The following is a 23,334-nucleotide window of genomic DNA, read 5'->3' as shown; positions in this document are numbered from 1 at the left end:
TTCAGGCCGAATCATTCGGCCCGTTCAAGCGCAAAAAAATTACCGCCATCCTGAAGGGTTGAATGTCAGGCGGGCGGTAATTACTTGGCACATGAAAAGCAAGGTTCAGCGGCGCAGCGGCATACCCAGCTCAACCCGCAAGCCGTCCGGCTGGCTGTCGAACTCAAGCGAGCAGGCGCAGCGCTGCACAATCGCCTGCACGATCGCCAGGCCCAGGCCGCAGCCTTCGCTGTTGCCATTACGCCAGAAGCGCTGGGTAAGGTATTGCAGGTCTTCGCTGGAGATCTGCTTGCCATGGTCACGCACGCGAAACACCACGTTATCCGGGGTAGAAAACACGTGCAGTTCCACGCGGGTATCGGCGGGGGTATGGCGCAAGGCGTTGTCCAGCAGGTTACGCAAGGCCGCGACGGCGAGGCCTACGGGCATTTCTACCGGAACGTGGGAGAGGTCCGGCGCAAGAATAAGATCGATACGGGAATTGTCACCGGCATTGGCGTCCTGGATCGCCAACCTGGCGACTTCTTCGGCACTGGACTGCAAGCCATCGTCAAACGACAAGCTGCCCTCCACCCGCGCCAACAGCAACAATTGCTCCAGCGTGCGATGCAAACGGTCAGCGCCCTCCTCGGCGTGCGCCAGCGACTGGTCGCGCGCCGCACCTTCGGTCATGCGCGCCACTTGCAGGTGGGTCTTGATTGCCGTCAACGGGCTGCGCAGTTCATGGGCCGCGTCACCGGTCAGGCGGCGCTCGCGCTCGATGGTCTTGGCGATGCGCTGCAACAGTTGGTTCTGGGTGTCGAGCAACGGCTTGAGCTCGCTGGGCAACGGGTGAATCTGCAAGGGTTCGAGAGAGTCGGCGCTGCGGCGCATCAAGGCGTCGCGCATACGATTGAGCGGCACCAGGCTCTGGCCGATGCCCAGCCACAACAGGCACAGGCAACCGAGCAATGCCACGCCGACCGGTACCGATGCTGCCAGCAGGATCGACAGGTTGAGTGCCTCACGCTCCACCTGGCGGTCTGCGGTGGTGATCAGCAGGTCACCCCGGGACAGGGTGAAACTGCGCCAACCTACGCCATCGATCATCTGGTCACGAAAACCACTCCTGCGCGACTCCAGACCTTCATCCGGGGTCGTGTGGCTGCGTGCCAGGATCTCGCCGCGCAAAGAACTGACCTGGCAGGCCATGCCCCCCGGCACGTTCAATTGTTCGGTGCGCAAATGTGCACCACCGCTGACGCTGGCCAAACCCGGCATCTGTTCGGTGAGCCCGGCTACCATGCGCGCCGAGGCCACCAGGCGCTGGTCGAGGGAGAACATCATCTGGTTGCGCAAATCGTTGAGCATCCAGGCGGCCGCCAGCACCCAGATCAGCACAAAAGCGGCGCCCAGCTTGAACGTCAGGCGCAGGCGCAAGCTCATCACTGAGTGTTCTCTCCTGCATCAGCCGGCCCCAGGCGATAGCCCAAGCCCCTGACGGTCTCGACGATGCCATTGCCCAACTTGCGCCGCAGGTGATGGATATGCACGTTGAGCGCGTTGCTTTCCAGCTCATCACTGAACCCGTAGATGCTGTCCTTGAGCTGCTCGCTGGACAACACACGGCCCTTGTTGTGCAGCAGCGCCTGCAACAGCGCCTGTTCGCGACGGGACAGGTCCACCGGCTGGCCATCCAGGAAGGTCTCGCGGCTGCTGGGGTCGTAGGCCAGGCGGCCGTGCTCGATCAGGTTGACACTGCGCCCCGCCACCCGGCGCAACAGGGTTTGCAGGCGGGCGGCGAGTTCGCGCAGGTCGAAGGGCTTGAGCAGGTAGTCATCGGCGCCAGCTTGCAGGCCGTCGACGCGGTTGGTCACCGAGTCCCGCGCGGTGAGGATCAGCACGGGAATTTCCAGGCCCTGGCTGCGCTGTTGTTGCAGAAGCTTGAGGCCATCTTCGTCAGGCAGGCCGAGGTCGAGCACCATGATGTCGAACGCTGCAGCCTTGAGCATCGCCCTGGCGGCTGCGGCCGTGGCCACGCGCTCGACCGTAAAGCCCTGGGCACCGAGGCCGGCCACGATACCGCTGGCGATCAGTTCGTCGTCTTCACAGACCAGTACGTGCATGCTGAACCCTTCATGAAAGATGGGGGTGATTAGAAAAGCGCCAGATTAAGCGCGCATTATGCCGCTAAAGTTCACAACATCAGATTATCCCTACACTCTAGAATAGCGTCCGGTTAATCATCGGTTAATCAGCGCCACACATTGTGTGCCTCACTTGCATCGAACTAAGGCTTGACCATGCGGCATCTGTTTACCTTTCTGCTGGTGTTGTTCGCGGGATTCGCCCAGGCAGCGCCGGGCAACCCCTTCGAAACCAAACCCGACTTTCTCCCGGTGGGCAAAGCCTTCACCTTTACCTCCGAACGTCTTGAAAGTGGCGAAACCCAACTGTATTGGCAGATAGCCGACGGTTACTACCTGTACCAGCAACGCATGAAGTTCGACGGTTTGGCCGAACAACCCGTGCTGCCCCAGGGTGAACCCCATAGCGATGAGTTCTTCGGCGAACAGCAAGTGTATCGCCAGGGCCTGGAAGTGAAGATCCCGGCCGGCGCCACCGGCAAGGTCAAGCTGGGCTGGCAGGGCTGTGCCGATGCGGGCCTGTGTTATCCACCGCAGTCGATCACCGTGGACCTGGGCGGCAACCCGGCCGTAGCCGCTACCGCGCAGGCCCAGGACCAAAGCCTGGCCAGCGGCCTGCAACAACGCAGCCTGGGCTGGAGCCTGCTGATCTTCTTTGGCCTGGGCCTGTTGTTGGCGTTTGCGCCCTGCTCGCTGCCGATGCTGCCGATTCTCGCCGGCCTGGTGGTTGGCAGTGGCGCCAGCCCGCGCCGTGGTTTTGCCTTGGCCGGTAGCTACGTGGTGTGCATGGCACTGGTGTATGCGGGCCTGGGTGTGATGGCCGCGCTGCTTGGCGCCAACCTCGCCGCGCTGCTGCAAACCCCGTGGATACTCGGCAGCTTTGCCGCGCTGTTCGTGCTGCTGGCCCTGCCGATGTTCGGCTTCTTTGAATTGCAGTTGCCCGCCTTCCTGCGCGACCGTCTCGATAACGTCAGCCGCCAGCAAAGCGGTGGCAGCCTGGTGGGTGCCGGTGTGCTCGGCGCGCTGTCCGGCCTGCTGGTGGGCCCGTGCATGACCGCGCCCCTGGCCGGCGCCCTGCTCTATATCGCCCAGAGCGGCAATGCGCTGCACGGTGGCCTGATCCTGTTCGCCATGGGCATCGGTATCGGCATTCCGCTGTTGCTGCTGGTGACCGTGGGCAATCGCTTCCTGCCCAAGCCGGGCACCTGGATGAACGTGCTCAAGGGTATCTTCGGCTTCCTGTTCCTGGGCACCGCCGTGCTGATGATTCGCCCAGTGGTCGGCGACAGCCTGTGGATCGGCCTGTGGGGTGCGTTGGCGCTGGTGATGGCGTACTGCGGCTGGACACTGGCCCGTGAGTTCGGCCTGGCCGCCAAGGTGTTCGGCGCAGGTTCCCTGGTGCTGGGCCTGTGGGGCGCGGTACTGGTGGTGGGCGCAGCCGGTGGCAGCGATGAGCTGTGGCAACCGTTGAAGGTTTACAGCGGCTCAAAGGTCGCCGGTGCACCGAGCGCTCACGACGCCTTCACCACCATCAATGACCCGGCCGTGCTGCAAAGCCAGCTCGACAGCGCCAAGGCCCAGGGCCAATGGGTGCTGCTGGATTACTACGCTGACTGGTGCGTGTCGTGCAAGATCATGGAGAAACAGGTGTTTGGCAAACCCGAAGTCATGGACGCGCTCAAAGACGTGCGCCTGCTACGCCTGGATGTCACCGCCGACAACGCTGCCAGCCGCGAACTGCTGGGCCGCTACAAGGTGCCGGGGCCACCGAGCTTCGTGTGGATCGGCCCGGACGGTGATGAACGTCGCGCCCAACGCATCACCGGCGAAGTGGATGCCGCCGCCTTCCTGCAACGCTGGACGCAAACCCGAGACGCGCGCTGATGTTGACCCTGACCATCGGCACATTCGCCATCGCCCTGAATCACATCCTGCTGATCAGCGCGCTGATTCTCGCCACCCTGGTGGGCTGGCGCGTGGCCAAGCGTGGCGGTGAGAACCCCGAATCGGTGCTGTTCAGCCTGTTCCTGCTGGGCATGTTGGCCGCCCGCGTCAGCTTCGTGCTGATGTACTGGAGTTATTACAGCAACGACTGGGTCGAGATGGTCGACCTGCGTGACGGTGGCTTCCTCGCCTGGCCCGGCATCATCGCGCTGGTGCTCGGCGCGCTGGCGTATGGCTGGCGTCGCCCGGCCCTGCGCAAGCCGCTCAGCGCCGGGGTGATCACCGGTCTGTTGTTCTGGGGCATGGCCAGCCTGTCCCTCAGCCTGTATGAAAAAGGCACGCGCCTGCCGGACATCACCCTGCGCAACGCCAATGGCGAGGTGGTGCAACTGGCGGATTACCAGGGTGGCCCGCTGGTGATCAACCTGTGGGCCACCTGGTGCCCGCCGTGCCGGCGCGAAATGCCCGTGCTGGAAAACGCCCAGCGTATGCGCCCCGATGTGACCTTTCTGTTCGTCAACCAGGCCGAGAGCATGCAAAGCGTCAGCACCTACCTGGCCACCCAGGGCCTGAACCTGGACAACGTGCTGTTCGACGCCAGCGGCCGCCTCGGCCAGGCCGTGGGCTCCATGGCCCTGCCGACCACGCTGTTCTACCAAGCCGATGGGCGCCTGATCAACAGCCACCTGGGCGAACTCTCCGAAGCCAGCCTGGCCCGCGCCATGGAACCCTTCGATGACACCACGACAAGGAAACCGACATGCCTCGCCTCCGCCACCTGCTGACCCTGCTGCCCTTGACGCTCGCCGCCTCCCTGGCCCAGGCCGAAGACTGGCCGGCGCCGATCAAACAGATCGAAGCCAAGGGCGCCAGGATCATCGGTAAATTCGATGCCCCCAGCGGCCTCACCGGCTACGCCGCCCAGTACCAGAACCGTGGCATGGCCCTGTACCTGACCGCCGACGGCAAAAACGTGATCGCCGGCAACCTGTACGACGCCCAGGGCAATGACCTGAGCACCGCGCCCCTGGAAAAACTGGTGTACGCACCCATGGCCAAGGAAGTCTGGGCCAAGATGGAAAAAAGCAGCTGGATCCAGGACGGCGACAAAAACGCCCCGCGCACTGTGTACCTGTTCAGCGACCCCAACTGCCCGTACTGCAACATGTTCTGGGAACAGGCGCGGCCGTGGGTCAAGGCCGGCAAGGTGCAGTTGCGCCACATCATGGTCGGCATCATCCGCGAAGACAGCCCAGGCAAATCCGCCGCCCTGCTCGCCGCCAAAGACCCGCAAAAAGCCCTGCAAGAACACGAAGCCGCCGGCAAGGGCAGTAAGCTCAAGGCGCTGGAGAAGATCCCGGCCGAGGTCGAGGCCAAGCTCGATGCCAATATGAAGTTGATGGATGAACTGGAGTTGTCAGCAACGCCGGCGATTTTCTATCTGGATGACAAGGGTGGGTTGCAACAGCAGCAGGGGGCGCCGTCGCCGGAGAAGTTGGTGAAGATTTTGGGGCCGAAGTAAGTTGATAAAAACGATGTGCATAAAGCGCCCACCCTAAGCAGGTGGGCGTTTAGTCAAGCTGACTGAAGCTACAACCAGAAGGTAAAGAAATCAAAGTACATCCAATCGCCAGACGATATCTCTATGTAGCCTATTACCGAACCTACCGGTGCAGAAAAATCGATCCAACTATTCAAAGGACTCCCATTTAAATTTACTGCACCTAAATATCCGCCAGACGGACTGTAAAAACTCACTGTCGTAGGATAGTGATTCCAGGTATATGCACACTTCACACGCTTACATGTAAAGGTTAAATCAAGGCGCACTCTTTGATGACTCGGCGTCTGGCCTAACCCATCCGCAAAAACAAGTGCCTGCCCCTCTAGCATCCCTGGCGTCGATGGGTATGTTGAGATACCCATTGTTCCTGGCCCAGACAGAAAACGTATGTTCATTGTCGGGATGCTAATGCTTCCGCCTGCAGAAATCAGTCGGGTCGGCTGCCCAGTGAAGTTCTCATAGCGAACCTTAGGTGGAACACGCACTTTCAAAACCCGCGATGGGCATACTACGTTTTCCTTCAAACTGCCCTGCGTGGACACGCTGAAAGTGAGGATAAAGTCGGTGTCGTCTTTTAACTTATCCAAGGCGGCTCGCAGCACGGGGCCCGCCACCCCTTTAGTCACCTCCTCATCCGTAATGACTCTGTTCTCATACACAACAAACGTGTACGGATTGCCGTTTTCATCTAAGCCCGTGGCGCGCAGCCAGCATATGTGACCTTTGCGCAAAAACCACATTGAACTTTCGAAGGAGTTAGCATTCCCGTCAATGACTCTCAAATCCACAACGCCACGATCTACCCCGGGCGGCGACGCCTCCAGCACGTTTGGCGTTTCCAGACGCGTGGGCAGGTTAATCTTCAAATTCAACGACGCTGAAGTCTGTGCTTCACTACATTTGGTGACCACGGTGTAAGTGATTTCCACCGTTTCGCCCATGCTCTCTATCGCCGCATCAGCAGGCAGGGAAAACTTGACAATGCCGTCACGATTGCCAGCTTCAGATTTCAATTCCCAGCAGAGGCCGTTGGGTCTTTTCCAGCAAACACTGATCTCATGCTTTTCACTCATACGCAGATAATTGACGATTACTTCTAAGCCATGTCGAGCATTCCACGGCTCCAATTCGTCCCCCTCCGCCTGCGCAACTTTGGGCGCAGGCAGCACTAGCTCTTCTTGGACGATATGGAAAGTCGCCGCCGGAGCCTCGATAGCTTTTGATCGGTCAGAGGCTTCGCAGAAACTCACGGCAAAATGCAGTTCAAAATCACTGCAATCAGCCAGTGGTAGCAGTTTGTCTCTCGAGATAAACGTCTCAACACCTTTATTTTTCCAGTCCTCCGTAACAGGCGCCTTCGTCAAAATTTCCGATTGGTAGCTACTTCCGTCCTCATGTTCACCGGTGATCCACATCCAGCAAAACGTTGAGCATGTGGCATAGTCGCCAATATGAACAAACGCCGATGCGTCCTCATCGAAAATATTGAGGTTAACCTTGCCGTGAGTGGCCTCTGCAATTTCCGACTTGGAAAGTCTAGGCTTCAGCACATCGACCACCCGCTCCGGCGACTGAGGCTCTGGACCCATCAGATTAGGAAATTGAACGGTATAGCTCAGCGTCATCGGCTTATTAAAGAAACAAGCAATCACACAGCGCGGTAACTTGACGGACGCCGGGTCCCCATCGCTTTCAATATCCACACAACCCAGTAACTTCGATCCGTAGCCGGGACCGCTTACGTAGAAGCAGATCTGATCACCGGCATAAGTGTCCAGCTCCGGCGCATCTATATCTCCCCCCATTTTTAGTGAGCTCCGGATTGAGGCACCACTTATCATCGAAAAACGCAGACTGCCGCAAATGGGGAGGCAGCAAATTCTCCAGGCCTTGATCCCCAATGAAAGCAGCGGTACGACGATGTTGGATTTGAAGAGCGTTCCTGGGAAGACGGGTCTCTTCATCAGGGTTTTCAACTTCAGCCGGCGGTTGGGGCTCCTCGCCACTGGTGATCCAGGCAGCCTGACAAGTAATTGATTCGTAACGTGGCTTTTGACGTGCCAGCCAACCACGAGGAATCGGAAATTCAAGTTTTTCGCCTGATGCTATATCTTCGAGCGTTAATGCATACCCGTAAGCCACGATATAGAAAACGGGTTTTCCACTGAATTGCTCAATAACGACACTGCAATAAATTTTATCTCCAACCTGGGCAAGTGGAGGAATAGGTATTTCAACTATCTCATCGCCTTTGTGATCGTGCATGTCATAGGTTGGCGTATTTTGGAATATCTTTTCATCTCTTAATCGAGGCGCTAGCGCTTTACTTTGTTCTGCAGAGTAAAAAGTCACCCCCACTTCCTTGGTTAGTGAAACGGCTGGTTTACCGCTCACTGTGCCCTCGTACCATACGATCAGCGTGTACCCCATGGACATGGTCAGGTATTTCTGCGGAATCAGGATTTCCCTGGCACCCGGCTGCCCGCTTGAGTCAACAACATCATTCAAGCGGATCTCTGGCGCCTCCTTTATGCTGAACTTTACGGTGATGTCCAACCTGTCCATGCGCGAGTCGACAGTCAGGTATGAGTCCTTCTCCATCGCTTCTGCCGTAATCGTCCCGTACAGCTCACTGGAGATGATGGGCGCGTCGACTTCTAGCGCCTGCGGCTGTGGCGTAATTGAAGGCGTTGACGCATTGTCGGTATTTGAGGGGGTTTCAGGAATGGATGTTTGCTTGGCCACTTTCAGAACTCCGTGTTCAAGAGAGGTAGGTATCCTCGACCAGCCCAGTCCGGCCAAGGCACTCCCTTAAGTGAGTCCTATTTTTTCGCCCCCGCCTACTGTCAGAATTGACAGTTCGCGCTAAAAAAACGGCGCTGCCCGACCAACGGACAGCGCCCTTTGCGCCTTAGAGCCCCTCCAACTCCGCCATCAAATCACTCAACCGATCCACCTTCTCGGCACTGATTTCATTAGCGGCCAACCCGTGGATATACGCGGCCAACTCCGCCACCGTGCTGCACTCGAACATCGCCCGCAGCGGCACATCGCGCTGCAACGTTTTCTGCACCCGCGAAGCGATCTGCGTAGCCAGCAGCGAGTGCCCACCCAGTTCGAAGAAATTGTCCTGCACCCCTACCCGCTCGACTTTCAGCACTTCGGCCCAGATAGCCGTCAACGTGGCTTCCAGTTCAGTGCGCGGCGCCACATAGTCCTGGCTGTGCAACTGGCCGATTTCCAAAGCCGGCAGGGCCTTGCGGTCGAGTTTGCCGTTGGCGTTGAGGGGCAGGCGTTCTAGCCATAGCCACTGCAGCGGCACCATGTATTCGGGCAGTTCGGCACGCAGGCGTTGCTTGATGCGCTCCAAGTGTTCGCTCGGGTCCAGCGTGGCGTCGGCAGCCACCAGGTAGCCGACCAGGTGCTTGCCATTGGCCCCCTCTTGCACACCCACCGCCGCATCACGCACCTGCGGTTGTTCGTGCAGGCGCGCTTCGATTTCACCCAGTTCGATGCGGTAGCCGCGAATCTTCACCTGGTGGTCAATACGCCCGACATACTCCAGCACACCATCGCTGCGACGCCGCGCCAGGTCGCCGGTACGGTAGAGGCGCTCGCCGGGCGCGCCAAAGGGGTTGGGTACAAACGCCTGGGCGGTGCGCAGCGGATCGCTGACGTAGCCGCGACCGACACCGGTGCCGGCGACGCACAGTTCACCGACTGCGCCCTGGGGCACCAAGTCGAGCGCACCGTCGAGCAGGTACAAACGGTTGTTGTCGGTCGGCGTACCTATCGGCAGGTAAGTGCCACGGGTCGAGGCCAGGTCAACGCGGAAGAACGCCACATCATCCGAGCACTCCGCCGGGCCATAAGCGTTAACCAGACCAATCTGCGGATAGCGCAGTAACCACTGGTGCGCCAGTTCCGGAGGCATTGCCTCACCCGTCGGCAACATCCAGCGCAAACCATCCAGGCCGATACGCTCCTGGGCCAACATGCCCTGGATCAGCGACGGCACACTCTCCAGCACAGTGATGCCCTGTGCTTGAACGTGCGCCAGCAACCCCTGCGGATCATGAGCAATGGTGTTCGGCACAATATCTACCCGCGCACCAAACAGCGGCGCGGCGAGGAACTGCCAGACGGAAATATCAAAACTTTGCGAAGCGGTCTGGGCGATCACATCCGCGTCGCTCAGACCCAGATACGGCACCTTGCTCAACTGGTTGTTGAGCATCCCGCGCTGTTCAACCATCACGCCCTTGGGCAAGCCGGTGGAGCCCGAGGTATAGATCACGTAGGCGAGGTTGTCCGGGGCGCTATAGAAGCCTGGGTTTTCGCCACGGGCAGGGATTTCCTCCCACACCAGCAGTTGGCAATCGACCCCTTCGAGCAGTTCGATGGCCTGTTCCCGGCACGCCTCGGTGCACACCAGCAAGGGCGTGCGGCTCAGGTCGATGATGCGGCTAAGGCGCGGACCCGGCAGCCCCGGATCCAGCGGCAGGTAGCCGGCACCGGCCTTGAAACTGCCGATGATCATGCCCAGCAGATCCAACCCACGTTCAGCCAGCAACGCCACCGGTTGGTCCAGGCCCACACCCGCCGCAATCAGCGCGTGGCCCAGGCCATTGCTGCGGCGGTTCAGCTCGTCATAGCTCCATTGCTGGTCGAGGCAACTGGCGGCGATACGCTGCGGATGCTGCGCCACCTGTTGCTCGAACAACTCGATGTAGCTGCGCTCCAGCGGGTAGGCATGTGCGCTCTGGTTACAGCCTTCCACCAGGAATTCACGTTCCTGCTCGCCCATCAGCGGCAGCTCGGCCATGTCGCCATGGAAGCCCTGCACCAGCGCCAGCAGCAGGCGCTTGAACTCACTGAGCATGCCTTGCACGGTGCTTTCGTCGAAGTAGCGCTGGTCGTAGGACAGGTGCAAACCAAGGTCATCCCCTGGATAACACACGGCAGTCAGCGGGAAGTTGGTGTGGGTGCGCCCGGAATCGGACGTGGCATTCAGGCTTTGCGCACGGTCCAGCACCGAGACTTCCACCGGGGCGTTTTCGAACACAAACAGGCTGTCGAACAACGGCTGGCCCTTGGGCAATTCGCTGTGCTCCTGGATGGTCACCAGCGGCAGGTATTCGTACTCGCGCAGCTGCATATTGCTGTCGAGCAAACCGCTCAACCACTGGCGCACGCTGCAAGGCTGGCCGTCCTCGGGCAGTTTCACCCGCAGTGCGATGCTGTTGATAAACAGGCCGACGGTACGTTGCATCTCAGGCATCTCTACCGGGCGCCCGGCCACCGTGACACCGAACAACACATCGCGATCGCCACTCAAGCGACGCAGCACCAATGCCCATGCCGCCTGGGCAAAGGTGTTGACGGTGAGCTGGTGCGCCTGCGCCAGTTCACGCAGTTGCGCACCGTCACGGGCATCGAGGCGGGTGTAGCAGTCGCCCACCACCATGCCGCCGCTGCCGCCGGCATGTTCGCGCAGGAACGGGCGATCGCTCGGGATCGGCGTGGTGCGTTCGAAGCCTTGCAGGTTTTGTTGCCACCACTGGCGCGCTTCATTGAGGTTCTGGCGTTGCAGCCAGGCGATGTAGTCGCGGTAGCGCGGCGGCGTCGCCAGTTGCGCGTCGCGACCCTCGCCCAGGGCCATGTAGATATCGAAGAAGTCATTCATCAACAGCGAACGGCACCATGCATCGATGAGGATGTGGTGGTTGCTCATCATGAACCAGTAACGTGCCTCCCCCACGCGGATCAGGCGCAAGTGGAACGGGGCCTGGTTGAGCAGATCGAATCCTGCTTCACGCTCGGCCTTGAGCAACGCTTGCAGGCGCGGTTCCTGCTCATCCTGCGGGTCGGCGCTCCAGTCCAGGTATTCAATCGGCGTACTGCCGGGCTTGTGGATCACTTGCAGCATGTCTTCGCCGACGTTCCAGCAGAACGAAGCGCGCAAGGCTTCATGGCGGGCGATCACCGCTTGCCAGGCCTGGGCGAAACGCTCGGGGTCCAGGGCGCTGTTGATGCGGTAACGGTCCTGCATGTAATACAGGCCGGTGCCCGGTTCCAGCAAGGTATGCAGCAACAGGCCCTCTTGCATCGGGGTGAGCGGATAGACGTCTTCGATGGCGCTGGCCGGAACCGGCAAGGCATCCAGTTGCGCCTGGGTCAGGTGCGCCAGGGGGAAATCGGACGGTGTGAGGCCTCCGGCATCGTCCTGCAGGCAATGGGCGATCAGGCTGCGCAGTTCGGCCAGGTAGGCGTCGGCCAGCCTGCCGATGGTGTGCGCATCGTGGCGTTCACGGCTGAAGGTCCAGCGCAGCACCAGCTCACCGCCGTAGACCTGGCTGTCGACACTCAGCTCATTGGGCAGCGGTGCATCCGGGTCATGGGCCAGGCCGGCGGACTCATCCAGCGGGTGGAACAGCGCCTCGGCGCCAAAGCTCTGGTCGAACTGACCGAGGTAGTTGAAGGTGATGTCGGCGCCTGGCAATGCCGCCATGCTGCGTTTGCACAGGTCGTCCGCCAGGTAGCGCAGCACGCCGTAGCCCAAGCCCTTGTGCGGCACGCCGCGCAGTTGCTCCTTGATCGCCTTGATCGAGGCGCCCTGCTCGGCCAGCGGGGTCAGACGCAACGGGTAGGCGCTGGTGAACCAACCGACGCTGCGCGTCAGGTCGATCTCATCGAACAACGGTTCGCGGCCGTGGCCTTCCAGCTGAATCAAAGCCGAGTCGTGGCCGCTCCAGCGGCACAGCACGCGGGCCAGGGCCGTCAACAATAAGTCGTTGACCTGGGTGCGGTAGGCGCTCGGCGCTTGCTGCAACAGTTGGCGCGTGGTCTCTGCGTCCAGGCGCACGCTGACCGTCTCGGCGTCACGATTGCGCAAGCTGCCTTGCGCGCGTGCCACCGGCAGTGTCACGGCCGGGCCGGCCAACTGGTCCTGCCACAGGCTTAACTCTTCGCGCAGGGATTCGCTGCCGGCGTACGCCTGCAAACGCGCGGCCCAATCGCGCAACGCGCTGGTCTTGGCCGGCAGGCTGACAGACTGGCCGTCACTGAGTTGGCGATAAACGTTTTGCAGATCCTCCAGCAATACACGCCACGACACGCCATCGACCACCAGGTGATGGATCGCGATCAGCAAGCGCTGCTGGCCCTGCGGCCCGTCCACCAGCAACGCACGCAACAGCGGCCCGTGCTCAAGGTCGAGGCTGCGCTGGGTATCGGTGAACAGCGCGGTGCATTGCTCCATGTCGCGCACCTGCGCCTGCATCAGCACGCCGCCTTCCGGCACGGCCAGGTGTTCGGCATGCCACTGCGCGTCGCGCCGGGTGAAGCTCAGGCGCAGCGCGTCGTGATGTTCCAGCACCGCCAGCAACGCTTGCTCCAGGCGATGGGGGTCGAGCAGTTGCAATGGCTTGAGCACCAGCGCCTGGTTCCAGTGCTGGCGCGCCGTAATATCGGTGTCGAAGAACCAATGCTGGATCGGCGTAAGCCCAGAGCTGCCGGTCAATACACCTTGCTCGGCGGTGACCTGCTGCGAACGGGTGGCGACAGCGGCCAGGGTTTGCACGGTCTGGTGCTGGAACAGGTCACGGGGGCTGAAATGGATCCCGGCCTGGCGCGCCCGGCTGACCACTTGGATCGACAGGATCGAGTCACCGCCCAGCTCAAAGAAGTTATCGTCGAGGCCGACTTGCTGCACATTCAACACCGCGCACCAGATGGCGGCCAGGCTGTGTTCCAGCGCATTGCGTGGCGCTACGTAGGCTTGGCGATTGGCCTCAGGGTCCGGCTCAGGCAAGGCGCGGCGGTCGAGCTTGCCGTTGGCGGTCAGCGGCATACTGTCCAGCACGATCAAATGCGCAGGCACCATGTAGTCCGGCAGTTGCGCCTTGAGGTGCGCCTTCAGCGCCTCGCGCAAGGCGACAGGCTCGGCATCGCTGACCAGGTACGCCACCAGTTGCTTGCCGCTCGGTGCATCCAGGGCCAGCACTACCGCTTCGCGCACGGCGGCATGTTCGAGCAAGCGCGTTTCAATCTCGCCCAACTCGATACGGAAACCGCGAATCTTCACCTGGTGGTCGATACGCCCCAGGTATTCCACCAGGCCATCGGCGCGTTGACGCACCAGGTCGCCGGTGCGGTACAGGCGCCCGCCCTTGGCGGCAAACGGATCGGCGACAAACCGCTCCGCAGTCATCCCTGGCCGGCGGTGGTAGCCCTGGGCCAGGCCGGCACCGCCGATATACAACTCACCACTGGCGCCTTGGGGCACCAGCGCCAGGTCGGCGTCGAGAATGTAGGCCACGCGCTCACCGATGATGCTGCCAATCGGCACGCTGCCGGCGCCCTCCTCCAACTGCTGCGGCGCCAGGCTGGCCAGCGGCATCACCACGGTTTCGGTGGGGCCATAGGCGTTGAAGAACACCTCAGGCATGAACGCCGCACGAATACGTTGCAGGTGCTCGCCGGTCAAGGCTTCGCCACCGGTGATGCACATGCGCACCGGCAAGGTCTGCTGCCGGGTCGCCAGCCACTGCGCCAACTGGCTGCCATAGCTGGGGGTAAAGCCAAGGATATTGATGCGATGGGTACGAATCAGCGCGCAGATTTCTTCGGCATCCCACTGGCCCTGGGCGCGCAATACCACGTGGGCACCGCTGAGCAGCGGCACCAGCAAACGCTCGGTGGCGGCGTCGAAGTTGATCGAATAAAAGTGCAGCTCGCAGTCATCCGGACGCATACCGAACCGTTCGATCACCGCCTGACAATGCATGGCGATTTCACCGTGGGACACCACCACTCCCTTGGGCTTGCCAGTGGAGCCGGAGGTATAGATCAGGTACGCCTGGTGTTGCGCCAGGCTCACAAACGGCAGCGCATCGGCAGGGTAATTCTCCAGCACCGGCAGGTCGTCTTCCAGGCACCAGCACGCCACGGTCGTCGGTAATTCGCCGAGGGCTTCGAACATCGCCGCATCGCTGAGCAGCAGGCCGATGTCGCTGTCCTCGATCATGTAATGCAGGCGGTCCAACGGGTATTCCGGGTCCAGCGGCACATAGGCGCCACCGGCCTTGAGGATCGCCAGCAGGCCGATGACCATTTCCAGCGAGCGCGGCAGTGCCAGGCCGACCCGTACCTGCGGGCCCACCCCGCGCTCGCGCAGCATCCAGGCCAGGCGGTTGGCGCGGGCGTCCAGCTCAGCATAAGTGAGCGTCACACCGGCAAAGGTCAGCGCTGGGGCATCGGCACGCTGGCTGGCTTGATGGCTGAACAGCTGATGGATGCATTGGTCGAGGCGATGCTCGCCCTTCTCAACCCCGAGGCTGTCCTGCAATGCGCGCTGTTCATCTGCGCTCAACAACGGCAATTCGCTGAGACGCTGCTGCGGGTTGGCGATCAAGGCGTGCAACAGGTTGCGCCAATGTTCGGCCATGCGCGCAATGCGCGGTTCATCAAACAGGTCGGTGCTGTAGGTCAGGCAGCAACCCAGGCGATGGTCGAGGTCGGTGACTTCCAGGTTAAGGTCGAACTTGGTCGCCCGCGCATCGTTGGCCAGGTACTCGACGGTCATGCCCGCCAGTTGGCGGCTCTGCTGGAACTCCCAGCGCTGCACGTTGCACATCACCTGGAACAGTGGGTTATACGCGGCACTTCGCGCCGGTTGCAGGGCTTCCACCAGATGATCGAACGGCAGGTCCTGGTGAGACTGGCCCTCGATCACCGTATGACGGACTTGCTCGAACAGCTGGGCGACACTCATCTGCCCATCGAGCTGGCAACGCAGCACCTGGGTGTTGAGGAACGCGCCGATCAGCCCTTCGCTTTCCGGACGAATGCGGTTGGCGACCGGCGCGCCGATGCGCAGGTCGGTCTGGCCGCTGTAGCGGTAGAGCAACACGGCCAGGGTGGCGGTCATGGTCATGAACAGCGTGAGGCCACGCTCGGCATTGAAGGCGCGCACGCGGGCGGCCAACTCATCGCTCAGGTCAAAGCGGTACAGCTCGCCCTGGTGGCTTTGTACCGCAGGCCGTGGGCGATCACCGGGCAGTTCCAGCAGAGGATGTTCAGTGCCCAGTTGCGCGGTCCAGTAATCCAGCTGGCGTTGGCGCTCGCCGGACTCCAGCCACTGGCGCTGCCACACGCTGTAGTCGAGGTACTGCACCGGCAGCGGCACCAGCGGCGAATCGCGTTCGTCGATAAAAGCTTCGTACAAGGCGCTGAGTTCACGGGCAAAGATGTCCATGGCCCAGCCTTCGGTGACGATATGGTGCAGGGTCAGCACCAGGTAGTGTTCCTGCTCGCCGGCCTTGACCAGGCAGGCCCGCAGCAGCGGCCCGGTTTCCAGGTTGAACGGCGTGTGCGCTTCTTGATCCGCCAGTTGCTGCAAACGCTGTTGGCGCTCGGTTTCGCTCAGCGCTGAGAAGTCCTGCCAGTCCATGCGCACGCCGGTCTGCGGTGCGACGTTCTGGCACGCCACGCCGTCAACGCTCGGGAAGGTGGTACGCAGGGTTTCGTGACGCATGATCAATGCCTGCAACGCCGCCTCGAAACGTTGCACATCCAGCACGCCGCGCAGGCGCGCCATGCCGCCGACGTTGTAGGCCGGGCTGTCCGGTTCCATCTGCCAGAGGAACCACATGCGCTGCTGGGAATAGGACAACGGCACCGGCGCGCTGCGGTCGACCTTGGCGATTGCGCTTTGTTGGTTGCGCTGCCCCGCCGCCTGGATCAGCCCGACCTGCTCGACAAAGGCGCCCAACTCACTGGCTTCGAACAGGGTGCGCAACGGCAGCTCGACGTCACACGCCTGGCGGGTGCGCGAGATGATTTGCGTGGCCAGCAACGAGTGCCCGCCCAAGGCGAAGAAGTCATCGCGCAGGCCAATGCGCGGCAGGCCCAAGACCTCGCGCCAGATCGCGGCGATTTGCAGCTGCAAAGGCGTGTGCGGTTCGACGTGTTCGCGGGTTTGCCAGACCGGCTCGGGCAAGGCGCGCCGGTCGAGCTTGCCGCTGGGGCTCAGCGGCATGGCGTCCAGGCGCATCAGCAGCGCGGGCACCATGTATTCCGGCAATTGGGCGGCCAGGGCGGTTTTGACCTGTTGCTCATCCAGTTCGGTGTGGGCGGTGTAATAGCCGATCAACTGCGCGTCGCGCACCAGCACCACGGCTTGGGCGATACCGTCCTGGGCCAGCAGGCGTGCTTCGATTTCTTCCGGTTCCACCCGGAACCCACGCAGTTTGACCTGCTGGTCCAGGCGCCCGAGGTATTCAAGCACGCCATCGGCACTCCAGCGCGCCCGGTCACCGGTGCGATACAGGCGTGCGCCCGCCGCACCCAAGGGGTCCGCAACAAAGCGTTCGGCCGTCAGCCCGGCACGACCAAGATAACCACGCGCCAGGCCGATGCCGCCGATGCACAACTCGCCCGGCACCCCGGCCGGCAGCGGGTTGAGCTGCTCGTCGAGCACGCGGCAGATCACATTGCCCAACGGCCGACCAATCGGCGAGCGCTCACCATCGGTGGCGGAGCAATGCCAATGAGTAACGTTGATCGCGGTTTCGGTCGGGCCATAACGGTTGTGCAACTGCACCGCCGGCAACTGCGCCAACACGCGGTTGCGCAACTCGGCGGGCAGGGCTTCGCCACCGGAGAACATACGGCGCAAGCTGGTGCATTCGGCTGCCAGCGGTTCATCGATAAACAGCTGTAACAACGGTGGCACAAAGTGCAGCGTGGTCACGCCATGTTCCTGCACCAACTGCGCGATGCGGTGCGGGTCGCGGTGTTCACCCGGCCCCGCGAGCACCAGGCGGCAACCGGTGATCAGCGGCCAGAAACACTCCCACACCGACACGTCGAAACTGATCGGCGCCTTTTGCATCAGCACATCGGTTTCATTCAATTGATAGGTGGCCTGCATCCACTGCAAACGCTCGGCCAGCGCGCCATGGGTGTTGCCCACGCCCTTGGGTTGGCCGGTGGAACCGGAGGTATAAATCACGTAGGCAAGGTTGTCGCCATGCAGGTGCAAGCCCGGTGCCTGGGTTGGCCAGCTGTCGAGGTGCAGGCTGTCCATGGCGATCACGCACACGCCTTCGGCAGTCGGCAACTGCTCCAGCAACGCGGTTTGGGTCAGCAGCAGGTGTACGCCACTGTCCTTGAGCATGTAGGCCAGGCGCTCGGCAGGGTAATCCGGATCGAGCGGCACGTAGGCGCCACCGGCCTTGATGATGGCCAGCAGGCCGATCAGCAGTTGCGGCGAACGCTCGGCGGCGATGGCCACACACACGTCCGGGCCGACGCCTTTGTCGCGCAGGTAGTGAGCCAGGCGGTTGGCCTGGGTATGCAGTTGGGCGAAGGTCAGGCTGCCGTGCTGCCAGACCAGCGCAGTGGCGTCCGAATTCTGTTGGCTGAGCAACTCAGGCAACCACTGCCGGGCCGGCTCGCAGGGCGCTTCGCCCCAGGGTTGCTGCTGGCCGGGCGGCATCAACGGCAGGTCGCCGATGGCCTGTTGCGGTTGCTCGCAGACCGCTTGCAACACGCTGACGTAGTGCTCGGCCAGGCGCTGGATAGTCGCGCTTTCGAACAGCTCATCGGCGTAGTCGAACGACAGGCTGAAACGCCCGTTGCGGTCTTCTTCGCTATGCAGTTGCAGGTCGAACTTGGCTTCGCGGCTGTGCCATGGCAGTTCATCGGCCAACAGCCCCGGCAAGCGGCGCAAGGCACTCAGATCACGTTGCTGGTGGTTGAACATCACCTGGAACAGGCCCTGTTCACGGGCCTGGGGGAAGGCTTCCAGCAATTGTTCGAAGGGCAAGTCCTGATGGGCCTGGGCCCCCAACGCACTGTGGCGGGTGGCGGCCAGCAGTTGGTCGAACGGCAGGCGCCCGTCCAGCTCGGCACGCAGTACCAGGGTGTTGATAAAGAAACCGATCAGGCCCTGGGTTTCCTGGCGCGGGCGGTTGGCATTGGGCACGCCGATGCGAATATCGCGCTGGCCGCTGTAGCGATGAAGCAAGGTCTGGAACGCCGCCAGCAACAGCATGAACGGGGTCGACTCATGAGCCTGAGCGGTTTGGCGAATCGCGGCGCTGAGGCGTGTATCCAGACGCAGGCTATGCCGCGAGGCGCTGTGCCGATGCTGGGCCGAACGCGGATGATCGGTGGCCAGGTTCAAGGCCGGATGCTCCTCACCCAACTGCGCCGTCCAGTACGCCAACTGGCGCGAGCCTTCGCCTTCGGCCAGCCATTGGCGCTGCCAGCTGCCGTAGTCGGCGTAGTGCAGGGCCAGCGGCAGCAGCTCAAGGGGCTGGCCCTGGACGGCAGCGGCGTACAGGCGCGAGAACTCGTCGATCAGGATATTCAGCGACCAGCCGTCGGCGATGATGTGGTGCAGCGTCACCAGCAGTTGGTGGTCTTCATCGTCCAGGCGCACCAGGGTAACCCACAGCAGCGGGCCTTTCTCCAGGTCGAATTGGGTACGCGCTTCATCTTCGCGAATCTGCTGCGCACGCGCTTCGCGCTCGGCAGCGGGCAAGTCACTGAGGTCGATGACTTGCAGCGCAAAATCCGTCGCGGCCTCGACACGCTGAAAGCCCTGACCCTCGCGCTCGTAAAAACGCGTACGCAGGGCTTCGTGGCGTTGGATCAGTTGCTGGAAGCTTGCGCGCAACGCCTCTTCATCCAGCTCGCCACGTAGGTGCAAGGCGCCGGGAATGGTGTAGGCGCTGCTGTGCGGGTCCAACTGCCAGGTGATCCACAGGCGGTTCTGTGCCAGCGACTGGGGCAGCTCTTCCTGGCGCGACAACGCGTGAATCACGCCCTGGGCGACGCCGCCGTCCTGTTGCAATTGCGCCACGCCCGCCGCGAAGGCAGACAGCGTCGGTGCCTCGAACAGCAGGCGCAGGTTCAGTTCCAGGCCCAGGGTTTCACGCAGGCGGGCGACCACTTGGGTGGCGCTGATGGAGTTGCCACCCAGCAGGAAGAAATGGTCATCGGCGGCCACGCTGGGCAGTTGCAGTTGCTCGCACCAGATCGCCGCGATCTGTTGTTGCACATCAGACGCCAGCGCCGCGCCGCTCGCAGCCTCTTGTACTCCGGGGAATTGCGCATAGCTATCGAGGCTGCCATCGGCGTGGCGAATCGCACAGGCTGCGCGCTGTACCTTACCGCTGGACGTCTTCGGCAGCGCACCGGGGTTAAGCAGCACCACCACGCTCGGGGCTTGCTGGCAGGACTCGGCCACCGCTTGGCGGATCGCTTTGATCAGTGCTTCCGGCGGCAGGATTTTCTGCACGCTGCGGCTGATTTCCGCAGCAATGCCGATGCCCTCCAGGCCCTGGTCATTCACGGCAAAGGCGGCGACGCGACCTTTGCGCACCACCTCCACTTCACGCTCGATGGTCTGTTCAATGTCCTGGGGGTAGAGGTTGTGGCCGCGCACGATCAGCAGGTCTTTGAGGCGACCGGTGATATACACCTCGCCGTCGCGGATGAAACCCAGGTCACCGGTGCGCAACCAGGTGCGGCCGGCGTGCTGGACGAAAGTCTTGGCGCTGGCTTCGGGGTTGCGCCAGTAACCGTGGGCGATACTCGGCCCCGTGGCCCAGAGTTCGCCGACACAATTGTCGGCAAGCTCGGTGAGGGTATGCGGGTCGGCGATCAGCACAGCGTGGTCCGGCTGGCTGGTGCCGCAACTCATGATCGCACTGCCCTGGCCCGGTTCGGCACGGTTGGCGGCCAGCGCTTGCTCGTCCATGTGCATCGCGGGAATCCCGCAACCACGGGTGCCGCCGGCAACAAACAGGGTCGCTTCGGCCAAACCGTAGGAGGCGAAGAAGTTGTTCGGAGTGAAACCGCAGGCGGCGAATTTTTCCGCGAAGCGCTCCAGGGTATCGAGGCGAATCGGCTCGGAGCCGGAATAGGCCACGCGCCAGCGGCTCAAATCCAGGCGTTCGAGGGCCGACTCGCTGACCCGCTCGCTGCACAGACGGTAGGCGAAATCCGGGCCGCCACTGATGGTGCCGCCGTATTCGCTGATCGCTTGCAGCCAACGCAACGGTCGGCCGAGAAAATAGGCCGGCGACATCAACACACAGGGCACGCCGCTGAAAATCGGTTGCAGCAGGCCACCGATCAGGCCCATGTCGTGATACAGCGGCAACCAGCTGACGATCACATCATCGGGGTTGAGGTCGATACCGAAGCCACGACGGATCAGCACTTCGTTGGCCACCAGGTTGCCATGGCTGACTTGCACGCCCTTGGGCAAGGCGGTGGAGCCCGAGGTGTATTGCAGGAAGGCGATGTCGTCGGCCTGCAATTGGGGCTCGACCCAGTGCTCGGCAAGCTGCGCCTCCAGGGTGTCCACGCTCAGCACCGGCGGCGCGTTTTCAATCTGCGCCAGGTCCTCGCTGAGGCTGGCAATCGTCAACAACAGGCGCGGCTCGGCATCGCTGATGATCGACAGCAGGCGCTCCTGGTGATGGCGGCGCGTGGACTCCGGCGGATACGCCGGCACCGCGATCACCCCGGCATACAGGCACCCAAAGAACGCTGCGACGTAGTCCGGGCCGCTGGGGAACAGCAGCACCGCCCGTTCGCCAAGGCCGGCATTGGCTTGCAAGGCGGCGGCGATGGTGCGGGCGCGTTGGTCCAGGTCGCGGTAGCTGAGTACCACACTGTGCTCGACGCTGTCGGCGAGGAAGCGCAACGCGACCTGATCCGGTGTCTGCGCAGCGCGGCGTTGAAGGGACTGGGCCAGGGTGCGGGGGAGTTCGAAGGCGTCCATCATGGGGTTCCTGCCTGAAATCGGCTTACGGGAAATTCGGGAAATCGGTGAGGTTCAGCCGGCGGCAAGTTGCCGTGCCGCGCCAATGCGCCAGCGCGCCAAGTGCTCGTCGGCATAGCGCCGCAGGCAGCGCAATACGGCGCTTTCGTGCTGTACGAGAAAGAAGTGATGGCCGTCGAACATATCCAGGGAGAAACCGCTGGCGGCGTCGAGTTGCCAGTCGAGCAACTGGTCGGCGCGTACGCTGTCCTGCTTGCCGCCAAACACATGGATTGGCAGGCCAAGCGGCTCGCGCTCGCCGTAGATGAAACTGCCGCACAGCAGAAAGTCGGCGCGCAGGATCGGCAACATCAACTGCATCAACTCGGGGCTGGCCAGGGCTTCTTCGGCAGTGCCCTGCAATTCGCGCAGGCGGGCGATGAGTTGGGCATCGGTCTTCTCGATAGCGTATTCGCTGACATCGCGCCGCGCCGGGCCAGCCGTGCCTGAAGCAAATAACGCCAGGGGCGCAGGCACATTGCGCGCGCTCAAGGCATGGGCCAACTCGAACGCCAACAGCCCACCCAGGCTGTGGCCGAACAAGGCATAAGGGCCGTCGAGATCACGGCTGATTTCCTCAGCCAATTGCGCCGCCAGAGCCTTGATATCGCGCTGCAACGGCTCGTCCATGCGCCTGCCGCGCCCGGGTAATTCCAGCGGGCATACCTGCAACCAATCCGGCAGGACGCGGCGCCAGCGAGCATAGACCGAGGCGCTGGCGCCTGAGTGGGGCAGGCAAAACAGACGCAGCCGGGTGGGCGTATTCATCACGCAAGCACTCCAAACTGACACACGCCCAATGCACGATAAAAACCCATCTGCTCCTCCTGCGGGTGCTGATCCTTGGCCGTTTGTTAACAAGCCTGTCACCCAGAAGAACGGACGGCCCCGGAAAATAATTAGTCGCAGGCTGCGAGCGAGACGTGGTTCACACCTTCCACAAAGGCATAAGATTAGTTCTCCTTCTCATTTGACAATCATTATCATTCAGCATAATTTGTTGCCCGATGTGTAGGAGGCCTCAGCAAGGACGCCCTCCCCTAACCTCTTTTGCGACAAGGTGATTTCCATGACGGAACAAGTATCCACAGGCAGGTGCGACTCACCCCTTCTGCAGGCGTTCGTCGATAATCGACTGATATTGGTGAAGATCGCCGCACGCATTACCGGGTGCCGCTCCCGTGCCGAAGACGTGGTACAGGACGCCTACTTCCGGTTGCAGTCAGCGCCAACGATCACTTCATCGTTCAAAGCCCAACTGAGTTACCTGTTCCAGATCGTGCGTAACCTGGCGATCGATCATTACCGCAAGCAGGCCCTGGAGCTCAAATACTCCGGGACCGAAGAGGAAGGCTTGAATGTGGTCATTCACGGCGCTTCACCGGAAACCTCCCATATCAATTTCAACACCCTGGAAAACATCGCCGACGCCCTGACGGAACTGCCCCAGCGCACCCGCTATGCGTTCGAGATGTACCGCCTGCATGGCGTGCCGCAAAAGGATATCGCCAAGGAGTTGGGGGTTTCGCCGACATTGGTGAACTTCATGATTCGCGATGCGCTGGTGCATTGCCGCAAGGTGTCGGGCAGCCACAGCGATACGTTTGCGCGCAGGGTTTGAGCGCGGCGGGCCCATGCTGCGGGAGCAGAGGCGTGATGCTGGTACCGATGAGCATGGGTATCCACACAACTCGTGTAGCCGCAACCAACCGTAACCACAATGCGAAGCGAGCCGCTCGTGATCTTGATCTTGATCTGCTTTTGATCTCAGGCGCCCCGTCAAACCACGCTGGCCGTAATTCGCCATGGATTTGGGGGGTAAACCGGCAGGGATGCCGGTTTAGCCGCCCCGCGCC

General features: G+C 61.9%; 10 protein-coding genes. 4 read left to right on the top strand and 6 right to left on the bottom strand.

Features of this window, described 5'->3' with window-relative positions:
* Positions 1-105: 105 nt before the first annotated feature.
* Both E4O97_RS12950 and E4O97_RS12945 read right to left on the bottom strand, forming a co-directional pair.
* Positions 106-1,425, bottom strand: a complete 1,320-nt coding sequence (locus E4O97_RS12950; RefSeq protein WP_078821947.1) for an ATP-binding protein — start codon at positions 1,423-1,425, stop codon at positions 106-108.
* Positions 1,425-2,105 carry a response regulator gene (locus tag E4O97_RS12945; protein ID WP_005789979.1) on the bottom strand — a complete coding sequence of 227 codons (681 nt, stop codon included), beginning with the start codon at positions 2,103-2,105 and terminating at the stop codon, positions 1,425-1,427. The genes E4O97_RS12950 and E4O97_RS12945 overlap by 1 nt, the downstream gene beginning before the upstream one ends.
* Before the next feature lie 177 nt (positions 2,106-2,282).
* On the opposite strand from E4O97_RS12945, the gene dsbD reads away from it, so the two are divergent.
* The 3 genes from dsbD to dsbG are packed head-to-tail and all read left to right on the top strand — an operon-like array spanning position 2,283 to position 5,592.
* A complete protein-coding gene (dsbD, locus tag E4O97_RS12940; protein WP_248161464.1) occupies positions 2,283-4,010 on the top strand; it encodes a protein-disulfide reductase DsbD in 1,728 nt (575 codons plus the stop codon).
* The gene (locus E4O97_RS12935; protein WP_032880099.1) at positions 4,010-4,855 is read left to right on the top strand and encodes a TlpA disulfide reductase family protein; all 846 of its coding nucleotides are present in this window, start codon (positions 4,010-4,012) and stop codon (positions 4,853-4,855) included. The genes dsbD and E4O97_RS12935 overlap by 1 nt, the downstream gene beginning before the upstream one ends.
* The gene (gene dsbG / locus E4O97_RS12930; protein ID WP_032880097.1) at positions 4,831-5,592 is read left to right on the top strand and encodes a thiol:disulfide interchange protein DsbG; all 762 of its coding nucleotides are present in this window, start codon (positions 4,831-4,833) and stop codon (positions 5,590-5,592) included. The genes E4O97_RS12935 and dsbG overlap by 25 nt, the downstream gene beginning before the upstream one ends.
* Positions 5,593-5,660: 68 nt before the next feature.
* Here the strand turns inward: dsbG and E4O97_RS12925 are convergent, their stop codons facing one another.
* The 4 genes from E4O97_RS12925 to E4O97_RS12910 all read right to left on the bottom strand — a co-directional run bounded on the left by E4O97_RS12925 (position 5,661) and on the right by E4O97_RS12910 (position 22,246).
* Entirely contained in the window at positions 5,661-7,439 is a 1,779-nt protein-coding gene (locus E4O97_RS12925; RefSeq protein WP_248161462.1) for a hypothetical protein, read from the bottom strand.
* Positions 7,393-8,379, bottom strand: coding sequence for a hypothetical protein (locus E4O97_RS12920; RefSeq protein ID WP_248161460.1), 987 nt, complete (start codon positions 8,377-8,379; stop codon positions 7,393-7,395). The genes E4O97_RS12925 and E4O97_RS12920 overlap by 47 nt, the downstream gene beginning before the upstream one ends.
* Positions 8,380-8,545: 166 nt before the next feature.
* Positions 8,546-21,442: a non-ribosomal peptide synthetase gene (locus E4O97_RS12915; protein ID WP_248161458.1), complete on the bottom strand. Its 12,897-nt coding sequence runs from the start codon at positions 21,440-21,442 to the stop codon at positions 8,546-8,548.
* A gap of 51 nt (positions 21,443-21,493) precedes the next feature.
* Positions 21,494-22,246, bottom strand: coding sequence for an alpha/beta fold hydrolase (locus tag E4O97_RS12910; RefSeq protein WP_005789988.1), 753 nt, complete (start codon positions 22,244-22,246; stop codon positions 21,494-21,496).
* Positions 22,247-22,547: 301 nt separating this feature from the next.
* On the opposite strand from E4O97_RS12910, the gene E4O97_RS12905 reads away from it, so the two are divergent.
* Positions 22,548-23,099, top strand: a complete 552-nt coding sequence (locus E4O97_RS12905; RefSeq protein WP_005789991.1) for an RNA polymerase factor sigma-70 — start codon at positions 22,548-22,550, stop codon at positions 23,097-23,099.
* Positions 23,100-23,334: the final 235 nt, after the last annotated feature.

The sequence above is a fragment of the Pseudomonas sp. W15Feb34 genome (genome assembly GCF_023127765.1).
Lineage (GTDB): Bacteria > Pseudomonadota > Gammaproteobacteria > Pseudomonadales > Pseudomonadaceae > Aquipseudomonas > Aquipseudomonas synxantha_A.
This window is presented reverse-complemented; position numbering and strand designations above follow the sequence as displayed.